The organism is Nitrincola salilacus (genome assembly GCF_046271865.1).
GTDB lineage: Bacteria > Pseudomonadota > Gammaproteobacteria > Pseudomonadales > Balneatricaceae > Nitrincola > Nitrincola salilacus.
Window position 1 is genome coordinate 965,117 of record NZ_CP176580.1, and the last position, 24,055, is coordinate 989,171.

General features: G+C 54.6%; 23 protein-coding genes. 5 read left to right on the top strand and 18 right to left on the bottom strand.

Annotated features, from left to right (window positions below; genetic code table 11):
• Window positions 1-45: 45 nt before the first annotated feature.
• The 14 genes from ACK3CJ_RS04455 to aroQ form a co-directional block, all read right to left on the bottom strand.
• On the bottom strand, window positions 46-1,968 hold the full coding sequence (locus ACK3CJ_RS04455) for a PrkA family serine protein kinase (protein ID WP_409525220.1): 1,923 nt from the start codon (window positions 1,966-1,968) through the stop codon (window positions 46-48).
• A gap of 231 nt (window positions 1,969-2,199) precedes the next feature.
• Window positions 2,200-3,327 carry a dihydrolipoamide acetyltransferase family protein gene (locus ACK3CJ_RS04460; protein ID WP_409525221.1) on the bottom strand — a complete coding sequence of 376 codons (1,128 nt, stop codon included), beginning with the start codon at window positions 3,325-3,327 and terminating at the stop codon, window positions 2,200-2,202.
• On the bottom strand, window positions 3,327-4,310 hold the full coding sequence (locus ACK3CJ_RS04465) for an alpha-ketoacid dehydrogenase subunit beta (protein ID WP_409525222.1): 984 nt from the start codon (window positions 4,308-4,310) through the stop codon (window positions 3,327-3,329). Before ACK3CJ_RS04465 ends, ACK3CJ_RS04460 begins: the two co-directional genes overlap by 1 nt.
• Entirely contained in the window at window positions 4,303-5,391 is a 1,089-nt protein-coding gene (pdhA, locus tag ACK3CJ_RS04470) for a pyruvate dehydrogenase (acetyl-transferring) E1 component subunit alpha (RefSeq protein ID WP_409525223.1), read from the bottom strand. The genes ACK3CJ_RS04465 and pdhA overlap by 8 nt, the downstream gene beginning before the upstream one ends.
• Window positions 5,392-5,406: 15 nt before the next feature.
• Entirely contained in the window at window positions 5,407-6,462 is a 1,056-nt protein-coding gene (locus tag ACK3CJ_RS04475) for a Leu/Phe/Val dehydrogenase (RefSeq protein ID WP_409525224.1), read from the bottom strand.
• Window positions 6,463-6,786: 324 nt separating this feature from the next.
• A complete protein-coding gene (gene purD / locus ACK3CJ_RS04480) occupies window positions 6,787-8,070 on the bottom strand; it encodes a phosphoribosylamine--glycine ligase (RefSeq protein ID WP_409525225.1) in 1,284 nt (427 codons plus the stop codon).
• A gap of 16 nt (window positions 8,071-8,086) precedes the next feature.
• Window positions 8,087-9,670 carry a bifunctional phosphoribosylaminoimidazolecarboxamide formyltransferase/IMP cyclohydrolase gene (gene purH / locus ACK3CJ_RS04485; RefSeq protein WP_409525226.1) on the bottom strand — a complete coding sequence of 528 codons (1,584 nt, stop codon included), beginning with the start codon at window positions 9,668-9,670 and terminating at the stop codon, window positions 8,087-8,089.
• A 34-nt stretch (window positions 9,671-9,704) separates the two neighbouring features.
• Window positions 9,705-9,986: a DNA-binding transcriptional regulator Fis gene (gene fis, locus ACK3CJ_RS04490; RefSeq protein ID WP_409526544.1), complete on the bottom strand. Its 282-nt coding sequence runs from the start codon at window positions 9,984-9,986 to the stop codon at window positions 9,705-9,707.
• Between the two features lie 25 nt (window positions 9,987-10,011).
• Window positions 10,012-10,992, bottom strand: coding sequence for a tRNA dihydrouridine synthase DusB (dusB, locus tag ACK3CJ_RS04495; RefSeq protein ID WP_409525227.1), 981 nt, complete (start codon window positions 10,990-10,992; stop codon window positions 10,012-10,014).
• Between the two features lie 146 nt (window positions 10,993-11,138).
• Window positions 11,139-12,209 carry a DUF3426 domain-containing protein gene (locus ACK3CJ_RS04500; protein WP_409525229.1) on the bottom strand — a complete coding sequence of 357 codons (1,071 nt, stop codon included), beginning with the start codon at window positions 12,207-12,209 and terminating at the stop codon, window positions 11,139-11,141.
• 4 nt (window positions 12,210-12,213) lie between these two features.
• A complete protein-coding gene (gene prmA / locus ACK3CJ_RS04505; protein WP_409525230.1) occupies window positions 12,214-13,110 on the bottom strand; it encodes a 50S ribosomal protein L11 methyltransferase in 897 nt (298 codons plus the stop codon).
• A gap of 178 nt (window positions 13,111-13,288) precedes the next feature.
• Window positions 13,289-14,629, bottom strand: coding sequence for an acetyl-CoA carboxylase biotin carboxylase subunit (gene accC, locus ACK3CJ_RS04510; protein ID WP_409525232.1), 1,341 nt, complete (start codon window positions 14,627-14,629; stop codon window positions 13,289-13,291).
• A gap of 36 nt (window positions 14,630-14,665) precedes the next feature.
• A complete protein-coding gene (gene accB / locus ACK3CJ_RS04515) occupies window positions 14,666-15,127 on the bottom strand; it encodes an acetyl-CoA carboxylase biotin carboxyl carrier protein (protein WP_409525233.1) in 462 nt (153 codons plus the stop codon).
• Window positions 15,128-15,165: 38 nt separating this feature from the next.
• Entirely contained in the window at window positions 15,166-15,621 is a 456-nt protein-coding gene (gene aroQ / locus ACK3CJ_RS04520) for a type II 3-dehydroquinate dehydratase (protein WP_409525234.1), read from the bottom strand.
• A gap of 306 nt (window positions 15,622-15,927) precedes the next feature.
• Between aroQ and ACK3CJ_RS04525 the strand changes: the two genes are divergently transcribed.
• A complete protein-coding gene (locus ACK3CJ_RS04525; RefSeq protein ID WP_409525235.1) occupies window positions 15,928-16,695 on the top strand; it encodes a ParA family protein in 768 nt (255 codons plus the stop codon).
• Between the two features lie 63 nt (window positions 16,696-16,758).
• Here the strand turns inward: ACK3CJ_RS04525 and ACK3CJ_RS04530 are convergent, their stop codons facing one another.
• Window positions 16,759-17,319: a hypoxanthine-guanine phosphoribosyltransferase gene (locus tag ACK3CJ_RS04530; protein ID WP_409525236.1), complete on the bottom strand. Its 561-nt coding sequence runs from the start codon at window positions 17,317-17,319 to the stop codon at window positions 16,759-16,761.
• 204 nt (window positions 17,320-17,523) lie between these two features.
• On the opposite strand from ACK3CJ_RS04530, the gene ACK3CJ_RS04535 reads away from it, so the two are divergent.
• Both ACK3CJ_RS04535 and ACK3CJ_RS04540 read left to right on the top strand, forming a co-directional pair.
• Complete coding sequence (locus ACK3CJ_RS04535; protein ID WP_409525237.1) at window positions 17,524-17,871, top strand: DOPA 4,5-dioxygenase family protein; 348 nt, start codon at window positions 17,524-17,526, stop codon at window positions 17,869-17,871.
• 75 nt (window positions 17,872-17,946) lie between these two features.
• Window positions 17,947-18,966, top strand: coding sequence for a sodium:calcium antiporter (locus tag ACK3CJ_RS04540; protein ID WP_409525238.1), 1,020 nt, complete (start codon window positions 17,947-17,949; stop codon window positions 18,964-18,966).
• A 17-nt stretch (window positions 18,967-18,983) separates the two neighbouring features.
• Here ACK3CJ_RS04540 and ACK3CJ_RS04545 read toward each other — a convergent pair whose 3' ends face one another.
• The 3 genes from ACK3CJ_RS04545 to ACK3CJ_RS04555 all read right to left on the bottom strand — a co-directional run bounded on the left by ACK3CJ_RS04545 (window position 18,984) and on the right by ACK3CJ_RS04555 (window position 21,736).
• Window positions 18,984-19,712, bottom strand: a complete 729-nt coding sequence (locus ACK3CJ_RS04545; protein WP_409525239.1) for a carbonic anhydrase — start codon at window positions 19,710-19,712, stop codon at window positions 18,984-18,986.
• A gap of 91 nt (window positions 19,713-19,803) precedes the next feature.
• Window positions 19,804-21,063: an ATP-binding protein gene (locus ACK3CJ_RS04550; RefSeq protein ID WP_409525240.1), complete on the bottom strand. Its 1,260-nt coding sequence runs from the start codon at window positions 21,061-21,063 to the stop codon at window positions 19,804-19,806.
• The gene (locus ACK3CJ_RS04555; protein ID WP_409525241.1) at window positions 21,053-21,736 is read right to left on the bottom strand and encodes a response regulator transcription factor; all 684 of its coding nucleotides are present in this window, start codon (window positions 21,734-21,736) and stop codon (window positions 21,053-21,055) included. Before ACK3CJ_RS04555 ends, ACK3CJ_RS04550 begins: the two co-directional genes overlap by 11 nt.
• Window positions 21,737-22,016: 280 nt before the next feature.
• On the opposite strand from ACK3CJ_RS04555, the gene upp reads away from it, so the two are divergent.
• Both upp and ACK3CJ_RS04565 read left to right on the top strand, forming a co-directional pair.
• Complete coding sequence (upp, locus tag ACK3CJ_RS04560; protein ID WP_151703900.1) at window positions 22,017-22,643, top strand: uracil phosphoribosyltransferase; 627 nt, start codon at window positions 22,017-22,019, stop codon at window positions 22,641-22,643.
• 46 nt (window positions 22,644-22,689) lie between these two features.
• Window positions 22,690-23,994 carry a uracil-xanthine permease family protein gene (locus tag ACK3CJ_RS04565; RefSeq protein WP_409525242.1) on the top strand — a complete coding sequence of 435 codons (1,305 nt, stop codon included), beginning with the start codon at window positions 22,690-22,692 and terminating at the stop codon, window positions 23,992-23,994.
• Window positions 23,995-24,055: the final 61 nt, after the last annotated feature.

Genomic DNA, 24,055 nt, shown 5'->3' on the forward strand with positions numbered 1-24,055 from the left:
GCCCGGCAGGGACTCACCCTGGATTAAGGTTGGTTGACAGGATAGCTACTGAGACTTGCGGACCCGGATATACCACTCTGAGAGTAATCTGACCTGTTTTTCTGTGTAGCCACGTTCGATCATGCGTTTGACGAACTCGCCATGTTTCTTCTGATCTTCTGAAGAGGCCTTCGCATTGAAGGAGATAACCGGCAGCAGATCTTCGGTATTGGCGAACATTTTTTTCTCGATCACAGATCTCATCTTCTCATAACTGTTCCAGGGCGGGTTCTTGCCGTTATTGTTGGCCCGGGCACGCAGTACGAAGTTGACAATCTCGTGGCGGAAATCTTTCGGATTGCTGATACCCGCCGGTTTTTCGATTTTCTCCAGCTCTTCGTTGATCGACTGACGATCGAGTATGTCGCCGGTTTCGGGATCGCGATACTCCTGATCCTGAATCCAGAAGTCGGCATAAGTCACATAGCGATCGAAGATATTCTGGCCATACTCTGAATAGGATTCGAGATAGGCGGTCTGGATCTCCTTGCCAAGGTACTCGATATACTTGGGAGCGATGAACTCTTTCAGGAAGCCCAGATAACGCTCCTGAGTCTCCTGCGGGAACTGCTGCTGGGTGATCTCTCGCTCCAGCACATACAGCAGATGCACCGGGTTGGCGGCGACCTCAACAGCGTCGAAGTTGAATACCTTGGACAGTATCTTGAAGGCAAAGCGGGTTGAAAGACCGTCCATGCCTTCGTTTACGCCTGCAGAATCCTTGTACTCCTGCTGCGACTTGGCCTTGGGATCGGTATCCTTCAGGTTCTCGCCATCGTAGATACGCATCTTTGAGTAAACACTGGAGTTTTCCGGCAGTTTCAGACGTGACAACACGGTGAACTGAGCCAGCATGCTCAGAGTATCCGGAGCGCAGGGCGCCGCCTTGAGCGAGCTGTTCTCCAGCAGTTTTTCGTAGATATGAATCTCTTCGGTGACGCGTGTGCAATAAGGTACCTTGACGATATAGACACGGTCGATAAAGGCTTCGTTGGTTTTGTTGTTCTTGAAGGTCTGCCATTCGGACTCGTTCGAGTGCGCCAGAATGATACCGTCAAAGGGGATTGCGCCCATCCCTTCGGTGCTGTTGTAGTTGCCCTCCTGAGTCGCCGTCAGCAGCGGATGCAGCACCTTGATCGGTGCCTTGAACATCTCCACGAACTCCATCATCCCCTGGTTTGCACGGCACAGGGCACCGGAGAAGCTGTAGGCATCCGGATCATGCTGCGGGTACTCTTCGAGTTTGCGGATATCCACCTTACCGACCAGGCTGGAGATATCCTGGTTGTTCTCATCACCCGGCTCGGTTTTGGCTATGGCGACCTGATTCAGAATTGAAGGATAGAGCTTCACGACCCGGAACTGGCTGATATCACCGCCGAATTCGTGCATTCGCTTGGCCGCCCAGGGTGACATGATGCCGCGCAGGTAGCGGCGCGGAATACCGTATTCCTGCTCCAGAATGTCTGCATCCTCTTCAGGATTGAACAGCCCAAGCGGGGATTCGAAAACAGGTGAGTCCTTTATGGCATAGAAAGGGATGCGCTCCATCAGGTGTTTGAGGCGCTCAGCGAGTGATGACTTACCGCCGCCAACTGGGCCCAGCAGATAGAGGATCTGTTTTTTCTCCTCCAGTCCCTGTGCCGCATGACGATAGTAGGACACCATGTTTTCGATGGCATCTTCCATACCGTAGAACTCGGAGAAAGCAGGATACCGCTTGATCACCTTGTTCGAGAATATGCGGCTGAGTCTTGGGTCCCGCGCGGTATCAACCACCTCGGGCTCACCTATGGCGGACAGCATCCTTTCTGCTGCATTGGCATAAGCAATAGGCTCGTTCTTACACATATTCAGGTACTCATGAAGAGACATCTCCTCCTGCTGAATTGCGGTATAACGTGCTTTGTAATGCTCAAATATACTCATTGCTCACCTTCCTGTACTTCATGCGCGGCCAGTGAATGGTAAAAAACTCAGGTAGTTAGGTTGAAAGTCATGGATGAACGTCCCCTTGCTTTCAGTGTAGTCCATTGGCGCGTTTCGAGTTACTTTGCGTCCAGTTGATTAGACGCCGAAATGGTTGATACGTTCTTCTCCATTACAACTTCAGTTTAGACAATTCCTGACACTTGGCTGCTGAATTTGCATTAATTTTTGCTAATTATGCTCCTCTAAAGTTCTTATCAGAGCTTGCATGAATCGTGCCGCTTCTCCTCCGGTGGCAGCCCGGTGATCGAAGGTCAGCGACAAAGGCATGATCCGGCGCGGTACGATCTCTTCCTGTACCACCATCGCCTGCTGGCGGATCACCCCGGCACCGATAATGGCCACCTGAGGTGGTACCACGATCGGGCTGGCATAGCGCCCACAGATGGTGCCGAAGTTACTCAGCGTAATGGTTGCGCCCTGCATCTCCTGAGGTGGAATGGATCGGGCACGCACATCAGCGCGCAGTCGATCCAACCCCTCACGCAGATCCTCCGGGGTGCGTTCACCTATATTACGCAGCACCGGTACAAACAGACCGGCCTCTGTGTCCACAGCTACACCCAGATCGATTTTTTCATTCATACGTCTGGCCAGTTGTTGGCCATCGAACCAGGCATTCAGGGCTGGCTCCTCCTTGCAGGCGGCAGCAATCGCCTGTACCAGTCGCATATTGATATCGGTGCCCTGCGGCCAGTGGTCAATATCGGCATCTTCGCACAGTGTCACCGCAACCACTTCGGCGTGTGCCTGGGCCATGGTTCGGGCCATCTGTTTACGCACACCACGCAGGAGTTCCGGGGCTCCGAGGGTTTTGTCCCGTTCTGCTGCCCGTTCGACATCTTCCGGCGTGATACTGTTGCCGCTACCGGTTCCGCGCAGAGTGTTCAGAGAAACTCCCAGCCGCTGAGCCAGTGCTCTTACTGCAGGAGTTGCTCGGATCTGGCCATTGCCGCGGGTTGGCTGTGAACCATGTGCCGAACCTATGATGAAGTTCTCCTCCTGTGAATCAGGGGTGTTGGAGCGCTTCAGTTCGCCGACCACCGTGCCGCTGTCACTGTCACCACTGTCGACAAACTCAACCAGAGGTTCACCGGTATGGATGGTGTCGCCCTCTGCACCAAAAAGGTGCGAAATCGTGCCATCGCAGGGCGAGGGTACTTCAATGATCGCCTTGGCAGTTTCAACGACAACCAGTATCTGATCGGTTTTGACTTCGTCGCCTTCCTTGACATGCCACTCGATGATCTCTGCCTCTGGCAGGCCTTCGCCCAGATCGGGCAGCTTGAAATATTTCATCAGACGAACTCCATGGTTTGTTCAACAGCACTGATAATGTCCTCGACGCTGGGGAGGTAGATCTGCTCATTGCGATAGTAGGGCATGACGGCGTCGTAACCGGTCACGCGTCGGATCGGAGCCTGCAGCGATAACAGTGCCTTTTCCGCCAGGGTCGCAGCGATCTCGGCCCCCATGCCACCATGGCGCGGGGCTTCATGAATGATGACGCAGCGCCCGGTACGACTGACAGAAGCCAGCAGCGTATCGTGATCGATCGGGTTCAGGGTTGCGACATCAATCACCTCACAGCTTATCCCCTTGTCGGCTAGTCGGGTGGCGGCTTCAAGCGTTTCCTGCACCACAGCCCCCCAACAGATCAGGGTGATATCACCCCCTTCACGCAGGGTAAAACAGGTGTCCAGAGGCAGGGCCTGACCATTGTCTTCAACCAGTGTTTTGCTGGCACGATAGATGCGCTTGGGTTCAAGGAACACCACCGGGTCATTACATCGAATCGCTGCCAGCAGCAGGCCATAGGCGCGCGCGGGAGAGGAGGGAATCACTACACGCAACCCCGGAATATGAGCCATTAAGGTTTCTGTGCTTTCAGAGTGATGCTCCGGTGCACGTATGCCGCCGCCGAAGGGTGCGCGCAGCACCAGTGGGCAGTGCAGGCGACCACGTGTGCGGTTGCGCATGCGCGCGGCATGGGCAATCAGATGATCCAGTGCTGGAAGGATAAAGCCCATGAACTGGATCTCGGCTACCGGTCGCAAGCCCTGAGTGGACATCCCTACCGCCAGACCGCCAATCATGGTTTCGGCCAGTGGTGTATCGATGACGCGGCGTTCGCCGAACTGCTCCAGCAGGCCCACAGTCGCTCGAAATACACCACCGTTGGTGGCGATATCTTCACCCAGCAGGATCACATCCGGGTCATCGGTCATAGCTCTTGCCAGGGCCAGGTTGACGGCTTCTATCATCGTGATGGCATTACTCATGATGCTCACCTCCGGTCATTTTCGCTCGTGCCTGCTCGCGTTGCTCTGCCAGTCCCGGCGGGCACTCCTCATAGAGGTAATCGAACAGATCATCCACCGGTTGGGAGGGAGTGGCCAGGTACTGTTCAACCGCCGACTGCACTGTTGCTTTGGTCTCCTCAAGCAAGGCCTGTTCGCGGCTCTCATCCCAGTGACCGCATTGATGCAGATAGTTGCGCAGGCGCTGTACCGGTTCTTTTTCCCAGGCAGCCTTGAGCTCGCTCTGCTCGCGATAGCGCGTGGCATCATCGGCAGTGGTATGGTCCGACAGACGATAGCTCAGTGCCTCAATCAGTGTTGGTCCCTTACCCTGACGTGCCTGTTCGAGCGCGCGTGAAATCACTTCGTGCAGTGCGATGGCATCATTACCATCCACCTGTTCACCGCGAATACCGGCACCCAGTGCTTTCTGGGCCAGTGTCTGGGCACAGGTCTGTCTGGATCGCGGAACCGATATCGCCCACTGGTTGTTGTTGACCAGAAACACGACCGGTAGCTGCCAGGCACCGGCGACATTGATCGCTTCCATAAAGTCGCCTTTAGAGGTGCCACCATCACCGATCATGGTGAGAACGGCACGCTTCTCATCCCGTATTTTGATAGCACTGGCAACCCCACAGGCATGCAGGCATTGCGTGGCGATAGGGACACAGTTAGGCAGATCCTGATTCATGCCGGGGCAGGCATTACCGCGTTCATCACCGCCCCAGTAGAGCAGCACTTCGTGCATCTCGGCGCCACGTATCACCTGCATGATATGGTTGCGGTAGTAGGGCACCAGCACATCGCTGGGCTGCATCAGGCAGGCGGTGACGACATCAATCGCCTCGGCACCCAGCAGTGAGGCGTAGGTACCCAGCTGTCCGGTGCGTTGCAGGGCAATTGCCTTGGTATCGAACTGTCGCGCCAGTACCATCTGGCGGTAATAACCGGTCAGTGGATCGGGTCCCTGTGCCCAGTCGGGCAGGGGGCCTGAAGGTGTACCGTCATCAGCCAGATAGCGGGTCAGCTGAATCTCTCCTCGATAGACAAGTTCACTCATGATCGCTCCTCCGTGTCAGGCTGTATCACAGCTGAAAGATGGCCGTGTATTACCCTTTTTCAATATTGCTTCAGCCTGTTGGTTGGCAATACGGTGTACCGGCAACTGTGCCGCAGCGGCGCGCGTAAACAGCTCGTTGAGAGTCTGCCCGATGGTCAGTACCTTGTTGCGAATGGCAATTTTGTCAGCCTGTGAATGGTTCATGGCGACATGGATCAGCCCGCCGGCATTGATCACATAGTCAGGTGCATAGAGTATGTCGCGACCATGCAGGAGATCACCGTCACTGTCTTGGCTGAGCTGGTTATTGGCGCTCCCGGCCACCATTTTGCACTTTAATCGAGAGATGGTTTCGGGATTCAGCACCGCGCCCAGGCCACAGGGGCAGAAGAGGTCACAACTGACGCCATAGATCGCCTCGGCACTGACCGCATCGGCGCTGAATGAGCGCACGCAGCTGTCCACCTTGCCGTGATCAATATCAGTGACGGTAAGCCGGGCGCCCGCAGCATGCAGTCTGGCAGCCAGTTCGAACCCGACATGCCCCAGCCCTTGCAGGGCAACATGGATACCTCTGAGATCATCTTTGCCGAGAGTGAAGCGCACGGCTGCCTGGATGCCTTCAAAAACGCCCAGTGCAGTGTGGGGAGAGGGATCGCCGCTGGCGCTGGTACAGCTGGCATAGGGGGTTTCGCTGGCAATGATGTCCATGTCGGACACTTCTGTGCCACTGTCCATGGCAGTGATATAGCGTCCCTTGAGGGTATGGATGAAGCGTCCGAATGCAGACATCAGTTCGGATCGATTGAACGCATCCTGTGGCTTTATCAACACGGCCTTACCACCCCCGTGGGGCAATCCGGCCAGAGCAGCTTTATAAGTCATCCCTCTGGCCAGGCGCAGGGCGTCGGTAATGGCATCCTCTTCCTGATCGTAATGGATGAAGCGGCAGCCGCCAATGGCGGGGCCAAGTGTGGTGGAATGAATGGCAATGATGGCGCGCATGCCACTGGCAGGATCCAGCCCGATGTGCAGATCGCTGAGCCCTGCGTTTTCCATCTGTTGCAACATGTCGGGATCCTCCGCATGATTTTTGCTGTTGGAAAACGAGTATCTATTTTTATATAGAGAGTGTATGGAGTGATGATCTTGTGAATATCAGCTCCTCTTTTGTGATAGCACAAAAGGAGTGAAAGTTCAGGTAAAGCAGAGATCTATTCGAGGGGGTAAAAGACTGTTTTGCACATGCAACACAAGGCAGGGAGCACTGGGATCAGGCGTATGGAAATTATGACAGGGGGCTGGTGCTGCGTTGCACAAAATGTGTGATTGGGAGGTGTTTTTGAAAATCCCGCACCGATCTGTCTGGATCAGTGCGGGGCTCTGGTCGCCAGTTCAGTCTTGCTCTCTGGCAATCGCACGATAGCCGATATCATCGCGGAAGAATGCATCCTTCCAACTGATCTGATTAACGACTTCATAGGCCTTGCGCTGAGCTTCGGTGACCGTGTCACCCAGCGCCGTCACGCACAGTACACGACCGCCTGCGGTAACTACCTGACCATCCTTGAGCTGGGTACCGGCCTGGAACACTTTTGTGTCGGCAGGGTAGCTGTCCGGGAAGCTGATCGTGTCACCCTTGGCATAGCTGTCGGGATAACCACCAGCAGCCATCACAACACCCAGTGCGCGACGTGGATCCCAGTCGGCGCTGATCTGGTCCAGACGCTTGTCGAGTGCGGCATTGCACATCTCGACCAGGCTGGAGCGCAGGCGCATCATGATTGGCTGAGTCTCGGGATCACCGAAACGGCAGTTGTACTCAATCACTTTCGGTGTGCCGTCACTGGTGATCATCAGCCCTGCATACAGAAAGCCGGTGTAGCTGTTGCCTTCAGCAGCCATGCCACGCACAGTCGGCATGATCACTTCGTCCAGCACACGCTGCTCGATCTCGGGTGTCACGACCGGTGCGGGTGAGTAGGCACCCATACCGCCGGTGTTGGGGCCGGTATCGCCCTTGCCGACACGCTTGTGATCCTGGCTGGTGGCCATCGGCAGCACATGCTCGCCATCGACCATGACGATGTAGGAGGCTTCCTCACCTTCAAGAAACTCCTCAATCACCACACGGTGCCCGGCATCGCCAAAGGCGTTCCCTGCCAGCATATCGCGAACGGCCGCTTCTGCTTCCTGCAGGGTCATGGCGACGATCACGCCCTTGCCCGCAGCCAGACCATCGGCCTTGATCACGATCGGGGCGCCTTTCTCACGTACATAACCAAGCGCGGCTTCGAGATCTGTGAAGTTCTGATATTCAGCCGTCGGGATCTGGTGGCGCGCCAGGAAGTCCTTGGTGAAAGCCTTGGAGCCTTCCAACTGTGCGGCGCCTTCGGTAGGTCCGAAAATGCGCAGCCCAGCGTCCTGAAAACGATTCACTACACCCGCCACCAAGGGGGCTTCGGGGCCGACGATGGTCAGATCAATCGCTTCGCGCCTGGCAAAATCGATCAAGCCGTCAATATCCATACTGTCGATGGCGATGTTCTGCAGCTTGTCTTCAAGGGCAGTAGCCGCATTGCCGGGGGCAACAAAAACCTTCTCAACGGCTGTATCACGTGCACAGGACCAGGCCAGCGCATGCTCACGTCCACCGGACCCTATAATCAGAATGTTCATCAGCAGTTCCTGTCTGTCAGTGGCGGAAATGGCGCATACCGGTGAAGACCATGGCCATGCCATGCTCATTGGCCGCATCGATCACTTCCTGATCGCGCATTGAACCACCTGGCTGAATCACCGCTTTAATGCCAGTTTCGGCAGCTGAATCGATACCGTCACGGAAGGGGAAGAAGGCATCAGATGCCATCACGGAACCCTTCACTTCCAGACCTTCGTCAGCGGCTTTGATCGCAGCAATACGAGCGGAATAGACGCGGCTCATCTGGCCGGCACCGATACCGATGGTCTGGCCATCACGGGCATAGACGATCGCATTGGACTTGACGAACTTGGCCACTTCCCAGCAGAACAGCAGGTCACGGATCTCATCTTCCGTTGGCTGGCGCTGAGAGACGATACGCAGCTGCGAAGCGTCGATCATGCCCAGATCACGATCCTGAATCAGCAGGCCGCCATTGACACGTTTGTAATCGAAAGCATGAGCACGCTGCTCATCCCACATGCCGCATTCGAGCAGGCGCACATTGGGCTTGCTGGCGATGATGTCGGAGGCTTCCTGAGTCACTTCGGGTGCGATGATCACTTCAACAAACTGACGATCGACAATCGCCTGAGCGGTTTTGCCGTCGAGTGTGCGGTTGAAGGCGATGATACCGCCGAAGGCAGAGGTCGGATCAGTCTGGAAAGCACGATTGTAGGCTTCCAGAATATCGCCGCCGATCGCCACACCACAGGGGTTGGCATGCTTGACGATAACGCAGGCTGGATCGCGGAAAGGCTTTACGCACTCCAGTGCGGCATCAGTGTCGGCCACATTGTTGTATGACAAGGCTTTGCCCTGGACCTGGCGAGCGGTGGACACAGAAGGTTCTGCCGGATTTTCTTCACGGTAGAAGGCAGCACGCTGATGCGGGTTTTCCCCGTAACGCATCTCCTGCACCTTGATGAACTGGGTGTTGAAGGTGCGTGGAAAATCCGCTGCGACCTCTTCATCACCTTCGACAACCGCACCAAGATAGTTGGCGATCATGCCGTCGTAGGCTGCGGTGTGCTCAAACGCACGCACGGCCAGGTCAAAGCGCGTGGCATAGCCCAGGCCCTGCTGTTCGGTCAGCTCTTTCAGGACGCGGTCGTAGTCGGAGGCATTGACGACGATGGCAACATCCTTGTGGTTCTTCGCGGCAGAGCGAACCATGGTCGGACCACCGATATCGATGTTCTCGATCGCCATCGGCAGGTCGCAGTCAGCGCGGGCGATGGTCTGTGCGAAGGGATAAAGATTCACAACCACCATGTCGATCGGCGCAATGCCATGCTCGGTCATGATGGCATCATCCTGTCCGCGACGGCCGAGAATGCCGCCATGGATCTTCGGATGCAGGGTCTTGACCCGACCATCCATCATTTCCGGAAATCCGGTGTGGTCAGATACTTCAATGGCTGGGATTTTGTTATCACACAGCAGCTTGAAGGTGCCACCGGTCGAGAGTATCTCGACACCCAGCTCGGTCAGAGATCGGGCAAATTCGACGATACCGGTTTTGTCGGATACGCTGATCAGCGCACGGCGAATCGGGGTTACTTTCTGCTCAGACATAGTTTACGGTTTCCGGCGTTCAGAGTTTATTGGCTTACAGCAGTCCGTACTGTTTCAGTTTCTTGCGCAGGGTACCGCGGTTAAGACCGAGCATCTCGGATGCCTTGGTCTGATTGTCCTTGGTGTACGCCATGACGCTTTCAAACAGGGGGGCTTCAATTTCGGCCAGAACCATCTGATAGACATCTGTGACCGGCTGTCCATCCAACTGCTTGAAGTAGCTGGTCATGGAGTGCTGAACATAATCGCGCAGGGTTTTCTGCGGCAGTTTCGCTGGCTGAGCGGTGTTAATTTGCTTCACGTTTTTGGTGTCCATGGTGTTCATTAGCTGATCCTGACTCTCAGGCAGCTGCAGGCTGCGTCGAAGTGAAGATGTCGGCAAGTGCTGCAATCTGCTCATCTGCTGTTTCCAAAGTATTGAAATGCTTCCGTAGGTCTGACCCATTCCGATGCTGCTGTAGGTACCAACCGATATGTTTGCGTGAAATGCGTACGCCCATGAACTCACCGTAAAAGGTGTGCAGCTCCTGCATGTGATCGTTCAGTATCTGTTGTATCTCACTCATTTTCGGAGAGGGTAATATCTCTCCCGTGCGCAGGTAATGATCTATCTCACGAATCATCCAGGGACGGCCCTGTGCGGCCCGACCGATCATGACCGCGTCGGCCCCACAGTAGTCCAGCACCTGACGTGCCTTCTGTGGGGAGTCGATATCACCGTTTGCAAACAGTGGAATAGTGATGGCATCTCTGATTCTGGCCAGGGTTTCATACTCTGCTGCACCTTGATACTTATCGGCGCGCGTACGTCCATGCACAGCCAGTGCCTGAATTCCCACCGATTGAGCAATCTGCGCGATCTTGACGCCATTGCGCTGATCAGGAGACCAGCCGGTGCGAATCTTCAGCGTTACAGGGACATCCACCGCCTGAACCACCGCTTCCAGAATCTGCGTAACCAGTTCGGTATCGCGCAGCAGGGCAGACCCTGCCGCCTTGTTGCATACCTTTTTGGCCGGGCAGCCCATATTGATGTCGATGATCTGCGCGCCGCGTTCAACATTCATCTGCGCGGCATGAGCCATCATATCGGGGTCTGCACCTGCGATCTGTACGGATCTGATACCCGTCTCGCCCATATGGTCCAGCCGAAGACTGGATTTGCGGGTGTTCCAGAGATTGGTATCGGAGGTGACCATTTCGGATACAGCAAGTCCGGCGCCCATCTTGCGGCACAACTGCCTGAAGGGCCTGTCGGTAACACCTGCCATCGGCGCCAGAATAACCTGGCTTTCAATGTTGTGGGGACCGACCCGAAACATACTACACCTTAAAAAGAGTCAAAAAGTTACCGTTGCCTGAGCGACGGAACTGGGTTTACTTACGGAAGGGGGCCAATGATACCCTTTAAAACCCGGGGCTCCAAGACGTATTTGATGAAAAAATGATCTATTGCCAAGGCTAAAACTTAATGGTATGGGAGCAGATCCAGCTGATATCCGAGGGTGCCTGTGGCGGGTGCAAGCAGCTCCAGCGTCAGCTCAAAGGGCTGGCCGGGAGTCATGAAACGCGGATCGATACGCTGGGTATTGAGGTACTCTTCAGGTTTGAAATCACGCCCGGCGACATGGCGTCCCTGAGTGTCATTGAACATCAGGCGCAGGAGCGGGAAGTGCTGGTTGAAGGTGGACTGATTTTCCAGCACCACGGATACGCTCAGAGCACCGGTGAAATAGGGGTTGGGGCGGATGATCAGTTGCCGTGTTGCAATTTGGTTGACTGCTTTGGGGCCGCGAAGAGTGCAGTCGATATGATCACACAGAAGGTAGTAAACAGGGCGCAGCTCAGGATAGGCGGACAGGGTTTGTCTCTCAAACCAGAACACCTGAAACAGCAACAGTGCAATGGCGACCAGCGTGCCAAGCAGCCATCCGGTGACATTGTAGGGGTTGTCTGATTCATCCTCCGAGATATGCATAACGACCGCTTCAGGTTTCAGATCCATCAGAGGTGTCTGATATCTGGCCGCTGTTTTAGCTTTGCTTCTGACAGGTGGCTCATCTCGCTCGGCCGTAAGGCCGCTGCTGAATGTCGCTGTCGTTTCGGGTACTGGCGTTTGCAAGGGGGCAGTTACCGGAGCTGGTTCAATAGCTGGTGCAGGCTCAGGAACGGGCACCCGTACTGGTTCAGGAATTGCCACTGGCTCAGGAGCTACCACTGGTGCTGGTTTTGGTACCGGTTCCGGAACCGGCATAGGTATCGGTGCGGGTGTAGAAACAGGTTCAGCAACTGGTATCGATATTGGAGGTGGTACAGCCGGTTGAAGATCCAGCGGCTGCTGGGGTTGCTGGGGTTTGCGCCGGTCGACTTCCGGATAGCTGGGTGCCGTATCCGGCTTGTCTTCGGCGCAGGCCAGAGCATCAAAGATTGTCAGACATTCACCACAACGTACCTTGCCATGAGCCAGTTTCAGTTGCCCGGGGGTAACCTTGAAACGCTCTTCGCAGTTGGGACATTGGGTGATGACTGAGTTCTGCATCTTATCAGCGCCTGATTCCAGTCAGACGAATCCAGCCGTCGCGCTCGACCGGCGGAGCCATCTCGAAGCAACTGTGGTAAGCCAGTGTGATCTCGTTTGCCTGAGGTGGCAGCAGACCCGACAGCAGCAGACGTCCACCGGGTCGGACCAGCCTGCTCAGTGTCGGCGCCAGTTGTACCAGCGGTCCAGCCAGAATGTTGGCGACCAGTACATCCGCTTCGATGGCGGGGATCTCTCCCGGCAGATAGGTGTTCAGGCGGTCATCCTCCAATTGGTTGCGCAGCAGGTTGTCACGTGTGGCAAGCAGGGCCTGAGGGTCGATATCGACCGCCATCACCTTCTGTGCGCCCAGCAGTAACGAGGCGATCCCAAGAATGCCGGAACCGCAACCATAGTCGACTACCAGGCAGTCATCCAGCGGTTGACCGTCGAGCCACTCCAGGCAGAGCGCCGTGGTTGGATGGGTGCCTGTACCGAAGGCGAGGCCAGGGTCCAGCATCAGGTTTACCGCTTCAGGATCGGGCGCTTCACGCCAGCTCGGGCAGACCCAGAGCCGTTTACCAAACTGCATCGGATGGTAGCTGTCCATCCATTCACGCTCCCAGTCCTTGTCTTCCAGAATCTCAGCCTTGAATACAGGCTTTTGCTCCTCACCTGCAAACGCTAATGCCTGAGCTTCTTTCAGCAGATCCAGAGTCTCGGTCAGATTATGCTCGGCCGCAAATAAGCCTGTCACCACTGTCTGGCTCCATAGCGGAGTCGTACCAAGATCGGGCTCGAAGATCGGCTCATCTTCGCCATCCTGAAAAGTCACAACAGCACAGCCGGCAGCCAGCAGCATATCTTCATAGCGCTCAGCCTGCTCGGGGTCGGTCATCACTTTGATTTGTAACCAGGGCATTCCAGCCTCCTTTCACGGGATCAATACAAGTATTGCCCAAAGTCTCTGATCTGAAAACAAAAAAAGTCCGAAAATCGGACTTTCTCTGACTGGATCTTATTTCGGGCTGTCGCAGCCGGGGCGCCACACATGTAGACGCTCCGGTCACGACAGTCAGCTCTGAAGCCATAAGGCATGCTCAGAGTCCGAGTTTTTTCTCCAGATAGTGGATGTTGACGCCACCATTTCTGAAGTTGGCATCGCGAACGATCTCGGCATGCAGTGGGATGTTGGTGCGAATACCATCAATCAACACCTCTTCCAGTGCATTTTTCATGCGTGCCAGAGCGGTGTCTCTATCTTCACCATGAGTGATCAGCTTGGCGATCAATGAATCATAGTGAGGCGGTACGGTGTAACCGTCATACAGATGTGAATCGACACGTACGCCGTTGCCGCCCGGTGCATGGAAATGCGTTACTTTACCGGGGCAGGGCATGAAGGTTTTCGGGTCTTCGGCGTTGATACGGCATTCGAACGCGTGCCCGCGGACCTTGATATCTTCCTGCTTGTAAGACAGAGGCATACCGGAGGCGATGCGCAACTGCTCCTTGACGATATCCACGCCGGTGATCGCTTCAGTGACCGGATGTTCAACCTGGACGCGGGTGTTCATCTCGATAAAGTAGAAGTTGCCATCTTCATAAAGGAATTCGAAAGTACCGGCACCACGGTAGCCGATATGGATGCAGGCATCGACACAGGACTTGAAAACCTTCTGGCGTGCTGCTTCATCGATCATCGGGGCTGGGGCTTCCTCGACTACCTTCTGGTGCCGACGCTGCATTGAGCAATCGCGGTCATAGAGGTGGATCGCATTGCCCTGGCCGTCGGCCAGTACCTGAATCTCGACATGACGTGGGCGCTCGAGGAATTTCTCCATATAAAGCGTATCGTCACCGAATGCCGCACCTGCTTCGGAGCGAGTCACCTGAATGGCGTTCAGCAGATGTGCTTCCGAGTGCACCACACGCATACCGCGCCCGCCACCACCAGCCGCTGCCTTGATGATCACCGGGTAGCCGATGCGGTTGGCAATGGCGTAGAGCTCAGCGGTATCTTCCGGCAGTGGGCCGTCTGATCCGGGGACGGTTGGTACACCTGCTTTCTTCATTGCAGCAATGGCTGATACCTTGTCGCCCATCAGGCGGATAACATCCGCACTCGGGCCGATAAAAGTAAAGCCAGAGCGCTCGACCTGTTCTGCAAAAGTGGCACTCTCTGCGAGGAAGCCATAACCGGGGTGGATACCCACCGAGTCGGTGACTTCTGCTGCGCTGATCAGAGCAGGAATGTTAAGGTAGCTTTTGGCAGAGGGGGCCGGTCCGATACAGACCGCTTCGTCCGAGAGACGAACATGCATCAGGTCACGGTCGGCTACAGAGTGCACGGCAACGGTCTTGATGCCCAGCTCTTTACATGCCCTCAGAATACGCAGTGCAATCTCACCACGATTCGCAATCAGAACTTTATCCAGCATGTTGAAAAGATCCTTGCTTTCTTCAGTGAGTGGGAATCAGACGATGGTGAAAAGTGGCTGATCAAACTCCACCGGCTGTCCATCTTCGGCCAGAATGGCTTCAACCACACCGGACTTGTCTGCTTCGATCTGATTCATCATCTTCATCGCTTCAATGATGCAGATCACATCCCCTGTCTTGACTGACTTGCCCACTGCAGTGAATGCCGGTGAGCTTGGTGATGGTGAGCTGTAGAAAGTGCCGACCATCGGTGAGCGAACCACATGGCCGCTGGGCGCAGCTTCGGCTGGTTCGGCCGCAACGGGAACTGGTGCTGCAACTGGAGCCGCAACAGGCTGATGCTGAGGCGTTGCGTAGGTCTGAGCGTGGTAGACGGGCGCTACAGTCTGCGCACCACGGCTGATTCGAACTGACTCCTCGCCTTCCTTGATCTCTATCTCGTTGATGTTGGACTCTTCAAGTAGTTCGATCAGTTTCTTTACTTTGCGAATATCCATGCTGTCAGCTTCTCTGTGTCTAATGTTCTTGAAAGGTGTTAATCAGCGCTCATGTCGGATGGCAGGCGACGAATGGCCGCTTGCAGTGCCAGATCGTAACCCTGTGCTCCCAGCCCGCAGATCACGCCGATGGCGATATCAGACAGGTAGGAATGGTGACGAAAAGGCTCACGCGCATGAACGTTGGAGAGATGTACTTCAATAAATGGCACTGCAACACCTGCAAGGGCATCCCGGATCGCGACGCTGGTATGGGTGAAGGCGGCGGGGTTGATAATAACGAAACTGATGTTGTCTGCGCTGCACTGATGAATGCGCTGTATCAGTTCATGTTCCGCGTTACTCTGAAAACATACCAGCTCATGACCCGCCTGAAGGGCCTGTTGTATCAGGTCCTGTTCGATATCCTGAAGGGTGGTTGTCCCATAGACGGCAGGCTCGCGCGTGCCGAGTAGATTGAGATTGGGACCATTCAGAAGCAGAATTTTAGCCATTGTCAGTGGTTTCAGAGCCATGTTTGAAAGTGTAGCAAGTTTGCCTGAAATTAGACTAACTGTCTATTTGGTGAGAGACATTTTGTGCGTTTAGCTGCCAGATTGGCGAAGTTAACGCATTTTTACCGTAGAGCCCTGAGTTTGTCACTTATTGCAGACAGCCTTGCCAAAGCGTTGACCGGCGCACGTAAATTCGCCATAGTGCCAACTATAGTGCAATGCAGCATAACGCCGCATGACTTTGCCGCGTGACTCTGCCGCATAGAGCGACGTTCAGTCAGTCATGCCGGACAATGGAGACCTGTTATGATCCGCGTGGTGTTCAATCAGAAAGGGGGTGTCGGGAAATCGAGCATCGCCGTTAATCTTGCTGCAATCAGCGCCCAGCAGGGACAGCGAACTCTGGTGGTGGATCTTGATCCTCAGTGCAACTCGACACACTATCTGCTCGGAGATGAGTCCAACACGCCCGACAGTGATGTGCGTGGCTTTTTTGAGCAGGCGCTGACGTTTCAGCTAAAGCCGGCCGCAGCTGACAGCTTCGTGCATGCGACCCCCTTCGAAAACCTGTTTCTGATACCGTCCAATCCGGATCTTGGCGATCTGCAGTCCAAGCTTGAAAGCAAACACAAAATCTACAAGCTGCGCGATGCGCTGACGGAACTCTGGCAGCAGTTCGATGCTATCTATATCGATACACCGCCTGCGTTCAATTTCTTCTCTTTATCAGCGCTGGCTGGCGCTGACCGCTGCCTGATTCCGTTCGATTGTGACGATTTTGCCCGCCAGGCACTTTACAGCCTGCTGAACAATGTTCACGAGACGCGGGCGGATCATAATAACCGGCTTGAGGTGGAAGGGATTGTGGTGAATCAGTTCCAGCCACGCGCATCGCTGCCGCTACGGATCGTCAATGAGCTGGAGGCTGAGGATTTGCCGGTGCTTAAAACACGTATCTCCTCATCAGTGAAGATGAAAGAGTCACATTCGGCGGCTGTCCCCCTTATCTGGCTGGCGCCGAACCACAAATTGACTCAAGAGTTTGTGGCGCTGTATCAAGAGTTGCAGGGGTAGGGGCGGATCGGTCTCGTCAAAGAGTCGGTCAATTTGTGTCTATAAAAGGAAGGGCTCTGTCACTCAGAGCCCTTTGACTGCGTAGATGCCGGGTGCATTGCGCCAGTAGCCCTTGTAGTCCATTCCATAGCCGAATACATAACGGTCTTCGATTTGTATACCGGTGAAATCAGCCTGCTGATTCGGGCGAGCCTTGCGATCATGCCGTTTATTGACCAGTACCGCAGTCTGCACACTGGCAGCGCCTTCACGTTGGCAGTACTCTGCGATCTCGGCCAGCGTATGTCCTTCATCCAGAATATCATCCAGAATCAACACCGGCCGATCCTTGAAGTCGATCATCGGCGGCACCTTCCATTCCAGATTAAAACCGGAAGTGGTATTACGATAGCGCGTCGCGTGCAGATAACTGACCTGCAGCGGAAAGTGTAATCGGGTGATCAACTGACCACCAATCACCAGTCCACCATTCATCACGGCAAACACTACTGGATTGCTGGCACCCAGTGAATCAGTGATTTCACTGGCCATACGGTCCAGCGCTGCCTCGACCTCAGCCTGGCTGTGCAGCAGATCGGCTTCTTCAAAGACGCGTCGCATCTCGTCATATTCAGTCTGGCTCATCAACAATCTCTCAGATCCGGCCCACAAGATGGACATTGGCTAAAAAAGGAGCAAACGATAACGATCTTTGCGACAAAGGGCAAATGGTGCTGTTTTTTATGGCTTTTGGACTAACGTTAGATTGAGGCACAATGACACTCAGGGAGCTCGATTTTTATCAGCATACATCAGCGGGCTTTGATCCAACTACTAATGAGTACTGAAATGACCCAACCAAAAAGGCCAGTGAATAGACACAAAGGCTACCACGCGCATGTCTATTTTGATCAGGATACATTGGAATTTGCTTCGGCCTTGTGTCGTGAAGCGGGAGATAAATTTGGATTGACGGTCGGTCGTGTGCACCAGAAATTGGTTGGGCCACATACCAAATGGAGTTGCCAAATCATCTTCAGCCACAAATCCTTCGATAAATTCATTCCCTGGTTGGATGAGCATAGAGGCAATTTAAGTGTTCTGGTTCATGCGTTGACAGGCGATGACCTGGCTGATCATACGGAGTATGCCTACTGGTTAGGTGATAGCGTTGAGATCAATCTACAGGGGCTTTAAGCGATGCAAGCGGTTGCTGGTCAGATCCCTGATCCGACTGCATTGAGCTCCGACTTATAGCAAGGGAGGCTCCGAGTGTTTCAATCCTTGATTCCCAGCGTCATCGCCTTTGGCGTCGCTGCTCTGGCTATTATCACCGCAGGTAGTCGCCTGGCAAGGCTGGCTGATGAGCTGGCTGATCGCACTGGAATGGGTGAGGCTCTGTTTGGGGTCCTGTTGCTGGCAGGTGTGACCTCTCTTCCGGATTTCGCCGCAACGCTGAGTGCCGCAATAGATGCCCGGCCCGATCTGGCCATGAGTAATGTCATGGGGAGCATGGCGGCGAATCTTGCGTTTCTTGGCATCGCGGACATGGTCTATCGCAAAGCCAATCTGGAACATGCAGCCGCTTCATCTGTTAATCTGATGTTGGCGGGGTTGCTGATAGTGTTATTGACTCTGCCGCTGCTGGCTATCACCACCCCGTCGATAGCCTCTTGGAGTGTGCACCCGATCACGCCGGTGATCGTTGTCGCCTATCTGTTCGGGATGCACCTGGTTCATCGCACCCAGTCAAAGCCCATGTGGTTTCCACGCATGACACGCCAGACAGTACCTGATCAACCCTCAAAACAACATCACGGCAGTTTGGCTGCTGCATGGTCAGGTTTCACTGCACTGGCTGCAGTGACCTGCTTAGCTGGTTGGGTATTGATGGAAGCCGCCAAGGGGATTGCTGATCAGACGGGGCTTTCCGATACATTGGTCGGCGGGTTGCTTACCGCATTAGCCACTTCCACACCGGAGTTGGTCACCACTATCGCGGCGATACGTTATGGCGCATTGACTCTGGCAGTAAGCAATATTTTCGGTACCAACTGCTTTAACATGCTCGTTGTGGCCGCCGCCGACGTGGGTTATCTCCAGGGCCCCATCTACCATGACATGGCCCCTGTTCAGATGACATGGGGCTTGGTCAGTATCCTGATGACTGCCATCCTGCTGTTGGGTTTGGTACGACGTGAGACCTACGGCATCGGCCGTATCGGATTCGAAAGCGCTCTGATCCTGGTCGTCTACGTCGTCGCAATCAGCACCATTGTGGCAAGCGGCTGAGTTAACCAGAGCACAGCTTATTCCAGAATTTTACGTGCGTTTATCGCCTGAACCGGGCGGTTGTTGTGATGATGAACCACATGCAGAAACTCCTCAATTTGCTCTTTGGATGCTGAAATGGTTTGTTTCATCACTATCCAGCGTACGCCCTCAGAGCAGGGTGGGGTGGTCAGTGAGCCGTTGAAACGGTAGTAAGCGCGATCAGAAGGCAGGATATCGAGAGGTGAAATGTCCGAGGTCAGAGCCAGTGTTTCACCTTTTTTCGGCATCTGCGCCCAGGCTTTTGCAAGCGCTTCGTTGGCTTGCCCTTCTGTCACCAGCACTGCGACAACGGCCAGATTTCCATGCTTGTCGGCATGTACCAGGTGCCCTTCCATGGGAAAGGATTTACTATGTAACTGGTTCTCGCTAGGCACGTGAAAGTGGAACTGCTTCAGTTCGAACGCTATGTCGTCGACGATAATGGAGCTGCCGGGAAGCGTGTTGATCTGAACAGTATGGCCGTTGTTGAGAATGTCCGCACTGCCCGCGTCATAATTGAAAACAACCGGTTCCAGCTCGGCTTTGACTAGACCGGTGATATTGATCGGTGACTGGTTACTCCCGGCACATTCACTGTACTCTGGGCTCAGCTTGACCCAGTTGTCTGGTCCTGTGTCGCCCGAATAGCTCCAGTCAGCACTCCCGCTCGCAAAAGCACCGCTTGTGAACAACGCCACACTCATTGCAATCAAGGTCTTCTTCATTTTTTACCTCTAATCTTTTGTCGTAGGAAGCATCTTGTCTTCAGAAGCTACAGAATAGGACGCCTTGCGTTAAGAGCGCGTTAAGAGCACATCAAGAAGGCGAAGCAGTGGGCGTTGCGGGAAATGACAGCACAAAACGGGTCCCTCCAGCGTTGGGAGTCTCCAGGTGCATCTCCCAGCCTAGATGATCGACTACACGTTTGACGATCGACAGACCCAGGCCCATCCCTTCATGTTCCGGTTGATTGCTGCCATGAACGAAACGCTCGAAAAGCCGTTCCCGTACATTTGGCGGCAAGCCTATGCCGGTGTCTTCGATCACCAGCCGACCAGCGGAGAGTTGAATGAGAACCCTGCCTTCGTCGGTATGTCGGCAGGCATTACGCAGCAAATTGCCGATCAGGATGCCAGCCAGTTCGGGGCGTATATGAGCTGATATCTGCCCGGTGAATTCAAAGGTGCACTGAACAGGTTTTCCATCCAGCAGGGGCTGGCAGCGCTCTATTTCAGATTCGATGAGTGGATTGAGGGTGGTAAGTGGTGCGTCCAGTGTTTCGGGAACGCGCGCGAGCAGGAGTAGTGCGCTGAGCTGTTGCGAGGCTTCAGACGCAACGCGTCGGATACGCTCTGCTGTAGCGTGCTGTGCCGGATGCTCTGATAGTTGTGCTGTTAACACTTCTGCTGCGCCCAATATGATGGTCAGTGGTGTGCGCAACTCATGACTGACATCGCCAGTGAACATGCGTTCACGCTGCAGAAAATGATCCAGCTCGTCGGTACGTTTAGCGAAGGCGCGTGACAGGAGACCGATTTCATCCTGTGCACGAAGCGAAGGCAGTCTGGTTGGCTCAGTATTGCGATTGACCGCCTCGGCCAGTGCCGTCACCGGTGCTATCACGCGCCGGGCACTCAATGCACCGAAAACAGCAGCGAGCAGGACACTGACGGCAAAGCCAACGGCCAGGGACAGCAGGATAATACTTTCCGTATGCACGATGTCATCAACTTCCTGCACTACAGCGTAATGGTGGCTGCCGTGATTGCGCAGCAACACATGCACTTGCTGGTTACCCAGCACCAGGTCGTGAAAGCCCGAGGGTAATTGACGCAGTTCGGGTGGAATGCCGGCGCCGACCAGGAAACGCACTTCCGGTGGTGCTTTCGGCAGATGTCCCTGTTGATGGGATTCGATGAGCCTGGTTGCGATCTGGTCGAGCCTTGTGTCGATGATCTGCGCTTCTATAACTTTTACCGATATATAGGAAACCAGACTGAAGGCGCCGGCCACGATTACTGCCAGCAGAATATCGGTGAGTATGATACGTGTTCTGAGCGATAGTCTAGGCTTCATCGGGTGCGATTAATCGATAACCAGTGCCGGGCAGGGTCAGCAGCATGGTATGGGGAAAGGGTTTGTCGAGTGCCTGGCGCAGTGTGTGGATATGGGTACGCAGCGCATCGCTGTCAGGTGGGTTATCGCCCCATACTTCGCGCTCGAGAGCATCTCTTGTCATCAATCCCGGCGCAACACGCATCAGGGAGATCAGAATTTTATAGCCTGTCGGGGTCAGGTTAAGTGTCTTTTCAGCGCGCGTGATCTGGTTGGTTGCTGCGTCGAGGCGGAGGTCGCCGAAGGTCAATACCCTGTTTACATGCTCGTTGCGCGAGCGTCGGATCAAAGCTTTCAGGCGTGCATCCAGTTCCGGAAGAGAGTAGGGCTTGACCAGGTAGTCATCGGCTCCGACATCGAAGCCGGTTAACTTATCGTATTCGGTGTCGCGCGCCGTCAGCATCAGTATCGGCGTCGCCAGTCGATACTCCTCGCGCAGCTTCCGGCATACCTCCACGCCATCCATGCCCGGCAGTGACAGGTCGAGAATAATGGCATCATGCGCAGAACCGGTTGCGAAGGTGATGCCCGCAATGCCGTTTCTCGCCACATCCAGAGAATAACCGAGCGGTTCCAGATAGGCGTAGAGATTCGCGATGATATCCGGGTTGTCCTCGACAATCAGGACGTGCATGGGTGTCTCGTCTATCTTTCTATATGGCATGGTTGTCGGTGTTGGAGGTGGGTTGGGTCAACTTGAGTATCAATTGTTCAAATATTTGATAAGTCGTGTCAGTACAGAAAATACTAACATTAGCTTGCTATCCAAAATAGTCAGGAAAAAACGACAGGCGAGTAGGAATGCTTTTACCGCCGAACGCTTTTTTAGCTCAGTTTTCTTCAGAAATTTTCGTTTCACGACTATAGTATCAGGTTATGTAAAAAAGGCCCTGAAAGTCACCGGAGAGTTTTTGATGAGTGTTCATGAGATCCGCCACCCACTGGTTCAACACAAGCTGGGTTTGATGCGTTCTGTCCACAAGAGTACCCGCGGTTTTCGACAGCTCGCTGCGGAAGTGGGATGCCTGCTGACCTACGAGGCGACCAAGGATTTCGAACTTGAAGACTATGAGGTGGAGGGCTGGTGCGGCCCGATCAAAGCGCAGCAGATCAAGGGCAAGAAGATCACGGTGGTGCCGATTCTGCGTGCCGGGCTGGGTATGCTGGATGGGGTGTTGGAGCTGGTACCGAGCGCTAAAATTTCGGTAATCGGGGTGTATCGTGATGAAGAAACGCTCGAGCCGGTACCCTATTTCGAGAAACTGGCCAGTGATATCGATTCACGTATGGCGCTGATTGTTGATCCGATGTTGGCAACCGGTGGCTCGATGATTGCGGCGATCGATATGCTGAAGAAAGCGGGCTGCAGCAGTATTCGTGCGCTGGTGCTGGTGGCGGCTCCGGAGGGGATTGCCAAGGTTCAGGCTGCACATCCTGATGTGGATATCTTTACCGCATCGATAGATTCCCATCTGAATGAGCAGGGTTACATCATCCCGGGACTGGGTGATGCCGGCGACAAAATCTTCGGGACCAAATAAAAGCCATAAATGCTGTATTTAATAACTACAATAAAAGGATAACTCCATGAGTGGTCGGACTATCTCTTCCGGGCCGATGAACTGGCGCACCGCGCTGGCAGGCTCGCAAATGCTGTTTGTTGCCTTTGGCGCACTGGTACTGATGCCACTGTTGACCGGGCTTGATCCGAGTGTGGCGCTCTTTACGGCCGGTGTCGGTACGCTGCTGTTCCATTTTGTCACCGGGCTGACGATGCCGATCTTTCTGGCATCCTCTTTCGTGTTTATTGCGCCGATCATTTTCTCGGTGCAAAGCTGGGGTGTGCCGGCTACGATGGGTGCGCTGCTCTGCGCTGGCGTTGTATACATGCTATTGGGTATTGCGGTGAAATTGCGTGGTCCCGGTTTTATCCATCGGATTCTGCCACCGGTGGTTACCGGTCCGGTGATCATGGTGATTGGACTTGGGCTGGCGCCGATTGCCGTGCAGATGGCGATGGGAAAAACCGGAGATGGTGCGATTGAGTTGTTCCCCTATCAGGATGCAATGATCGTCTCAATGGTCGCGCTGGTCACTACGCTGCTGGTGGCGGTGTTTGCGCGTGGACTGTTCCGTTTGTTGCCGATCATGTGTGGGGCGCTGGCCGGTTATGTCGTGGCATTTTTCATGGGGATGGTCGATTTTCAGATAGTGCATGATGCACCTTTGCTGGCTGTCCCGGCCTTCGTTATGCCTGAGTTTCACTGGCAGGCGATTCTCTTCATGATTCCGGTGGCGATTGCACCGGCGATTGAACATGTCGGCGATGTGCTGGCGATCAGTAATGTCACCGGCAAGGACTATGTGAAAAAACCGGGTCTGCATCGCACTCTGTTCGGTGATGGTATTGCGACATCTGTAGCAGCGATGTTCGGCGGCCCACCAAATACGACCTATTCAGAAGTGACCGGCGCGGTGATGTTGACGCGCTCGTTCAATCCTGTGGTGATGGTCTGGGCGGCGGGTTTTGCCATCTTCCTGGCCTTTGTAGCGAAGTTCGGCATTATGTTGCAGACGATTCCGGCACCGGTCATGGGTGGTATTCTGATTCTGCTGTTCGGCTCGATTGCTGCGGTCGGCATGAATACGATGATCAAGGCGAAGGTCGATATGGCACAGCAGCGTAACCTGGTCATCGTGGCAACAGTACTGGTGTTCGGTATCGGCGGCATGGCGATTGGTGATGGCGCACTGAGCCTGCAGGGTGTGAGCCTGTGCGGTATCGTGGCCATCATTCTGAACCTGATTCTGCCGATGCCCAGTCAGGATGCAGATGATCTGCATGTGGAGCAGGAAGTGGTTGATGATCTGGTGCGCCACGGTCAGGACTGAAATTGATGCTGCAGCTATGATGCATTAACTGATGCGATCTGAGGTGGGTGTTGGTGTGAGC

Bases quoted from the DNA above. Each gene is read 5' to 3' on its own strand.
- dusB (WP_409525227.1), bottom strand. From the start codon at position 10,992: ATGTTTCGGGTCGGTCCCCACAACATTGAAAGCCAGGTTATTCTGGCG.
- ACK3CJ_RS04455 (WP_409525220.1), bottom strand. From the start codon at position 1,968: ATGAGTATATTTGAGCATTACAAAGCACGTTATACCGCAATTCAGCAG.
- ACK3CJ_RS04475 (WP_409525224.1), bottom strand. From the start codon at position 6,462: ATGTTGCAACAGATGGAAAACGCAGGGCTCAGCGATCTGCACATCGGG.
- prmA (WP_409525230.1), bottom strand. From the start codon at position 13,110: ATGCCCTGGTTACAAATCAAAGTGATGACCGACCCCGAGCAGGCTGAG.
- aroQ (WP_409525234.1), bottom strand. From the start codon at position 15,621: ATGGCTAAAATTCTGCTTCTGAATGGTCCCAATCTCAATCTACTCGGC.
- ACK3CJ_RS04530 (WP_409525236.1), bottom strand. From the start codon at position 17,319: ATGAGCCAGACTGAATATGACGAGATGCGACGCGTCTTTGAAGAAGCC.
- purD (WP_409525225.1), bottom strand. From the start codon at position 8,070: ATGAACATTCTGATTATAGGGTCCGGTGGACGTGAGCATGCGCTGGCC.
- ACK3CJ_RS04500 (WP_409525229.1), bottom strand. From the start codon at position 12,209: ATGCAGAACTCAGTCATCACCCAATGTCCCAACTGCGAAGAGCGTTTC.
- ACK3CJ_RS04565 (WP_409525242.1), top strand. From the start codon at position 22,690: ATGAGTGGTCGGACTATCTCTTCCGGGCCGATGAACTGGCGCACCGCG.
- ACK3CJ_RS04535 (WP_409525237.1), top strand. From the start codon at position 17,524: ATGACCCAACCAAAAAGGCCAGTGAATAGACACAAAGGCTACCACGCG.
- fis (WP_409526544.1), bottom strand. From the start codon at position 9,986: ATGGACACCAAAAACGTGAAGCAAATTAACACCGCTCAGCCAGCGAAA.
- ACK3CJ_RS04550 (WP_409525240.1), bottom strand. From the start codon at position 21,063: ATGAAGCCTAGACTATCGCTCAGAACACGTATCATACTCACCGATATT.
- purH (WP_409525226.1), bottom strand. From the start codon at position 9,670: ATGTCTGAGCAGAAAGTAACCCCGATTCGCCGTGCGCTGATCAGCGTA.
- ACK3CJ_RS04465 (WP_409525222.1), bottom strand. From the start codon at position 4,310: ATGAGTAATGCCATCACGATGATAGAAGCCGTCAACCTGGCCCTGGCA.
- upp (WP_151703900.1), top strand. From the start codon at position 22,017: ATGAGTGTTCATGAGATCCGCCACCCACTGGTTCAACACAAGCTGGGT.
- accB (WP_409525233.1), bottom strand. From the start codon at position 15,127: ATGGATATTCGCAAAGTAAAGAAACTGATCGAACTACTTGAAGAGTCC.
- accC (WP_409525232.1), bottom strand. From the start codon at position 14,629: ATGCTGGATAAAGTTCTGATTGCGAATCGTGGTGAGATTGCACTGCGT.
- ACK3CJ_RS04555 (WP_409525241.1), bottom strand. From the start codon at position 21,736: ATGCACGTCCTGATTGTCGAGGACAACCCGGATATCATCGCGAATCTC.
- pdhA (WP_409525223.1), bottom strand. From the start codon at position 5,391: ATGAGTGAACTTGTCTATCGAGGAGAGATTCAGCTGACCCGCTATCTG.
- ACK3CJ_RS04460 (WP_409525221.1), bottom strand. From the start codon at position 3,327: ATGAAATATTTCAAGCTGCCCGATCTGGGCGAAGGCCTGCCAGAGGCA.
- ACK3CJ_RS04525 (WP_409525235.1), top strand. From the start codon at position 15,928: ATGATCCGCGTGGTGTTCAATCAGAAAGGGGGTGTCGGGAAATCGAGC.
- ACK3CJ_RS04545 (WP_409525239.1), bottom strand. From the start codon at position 19,712: ATGAAGAAGACCTTGATTGCAATGAGTGTGGCGTTGTTCACAAGCGGT.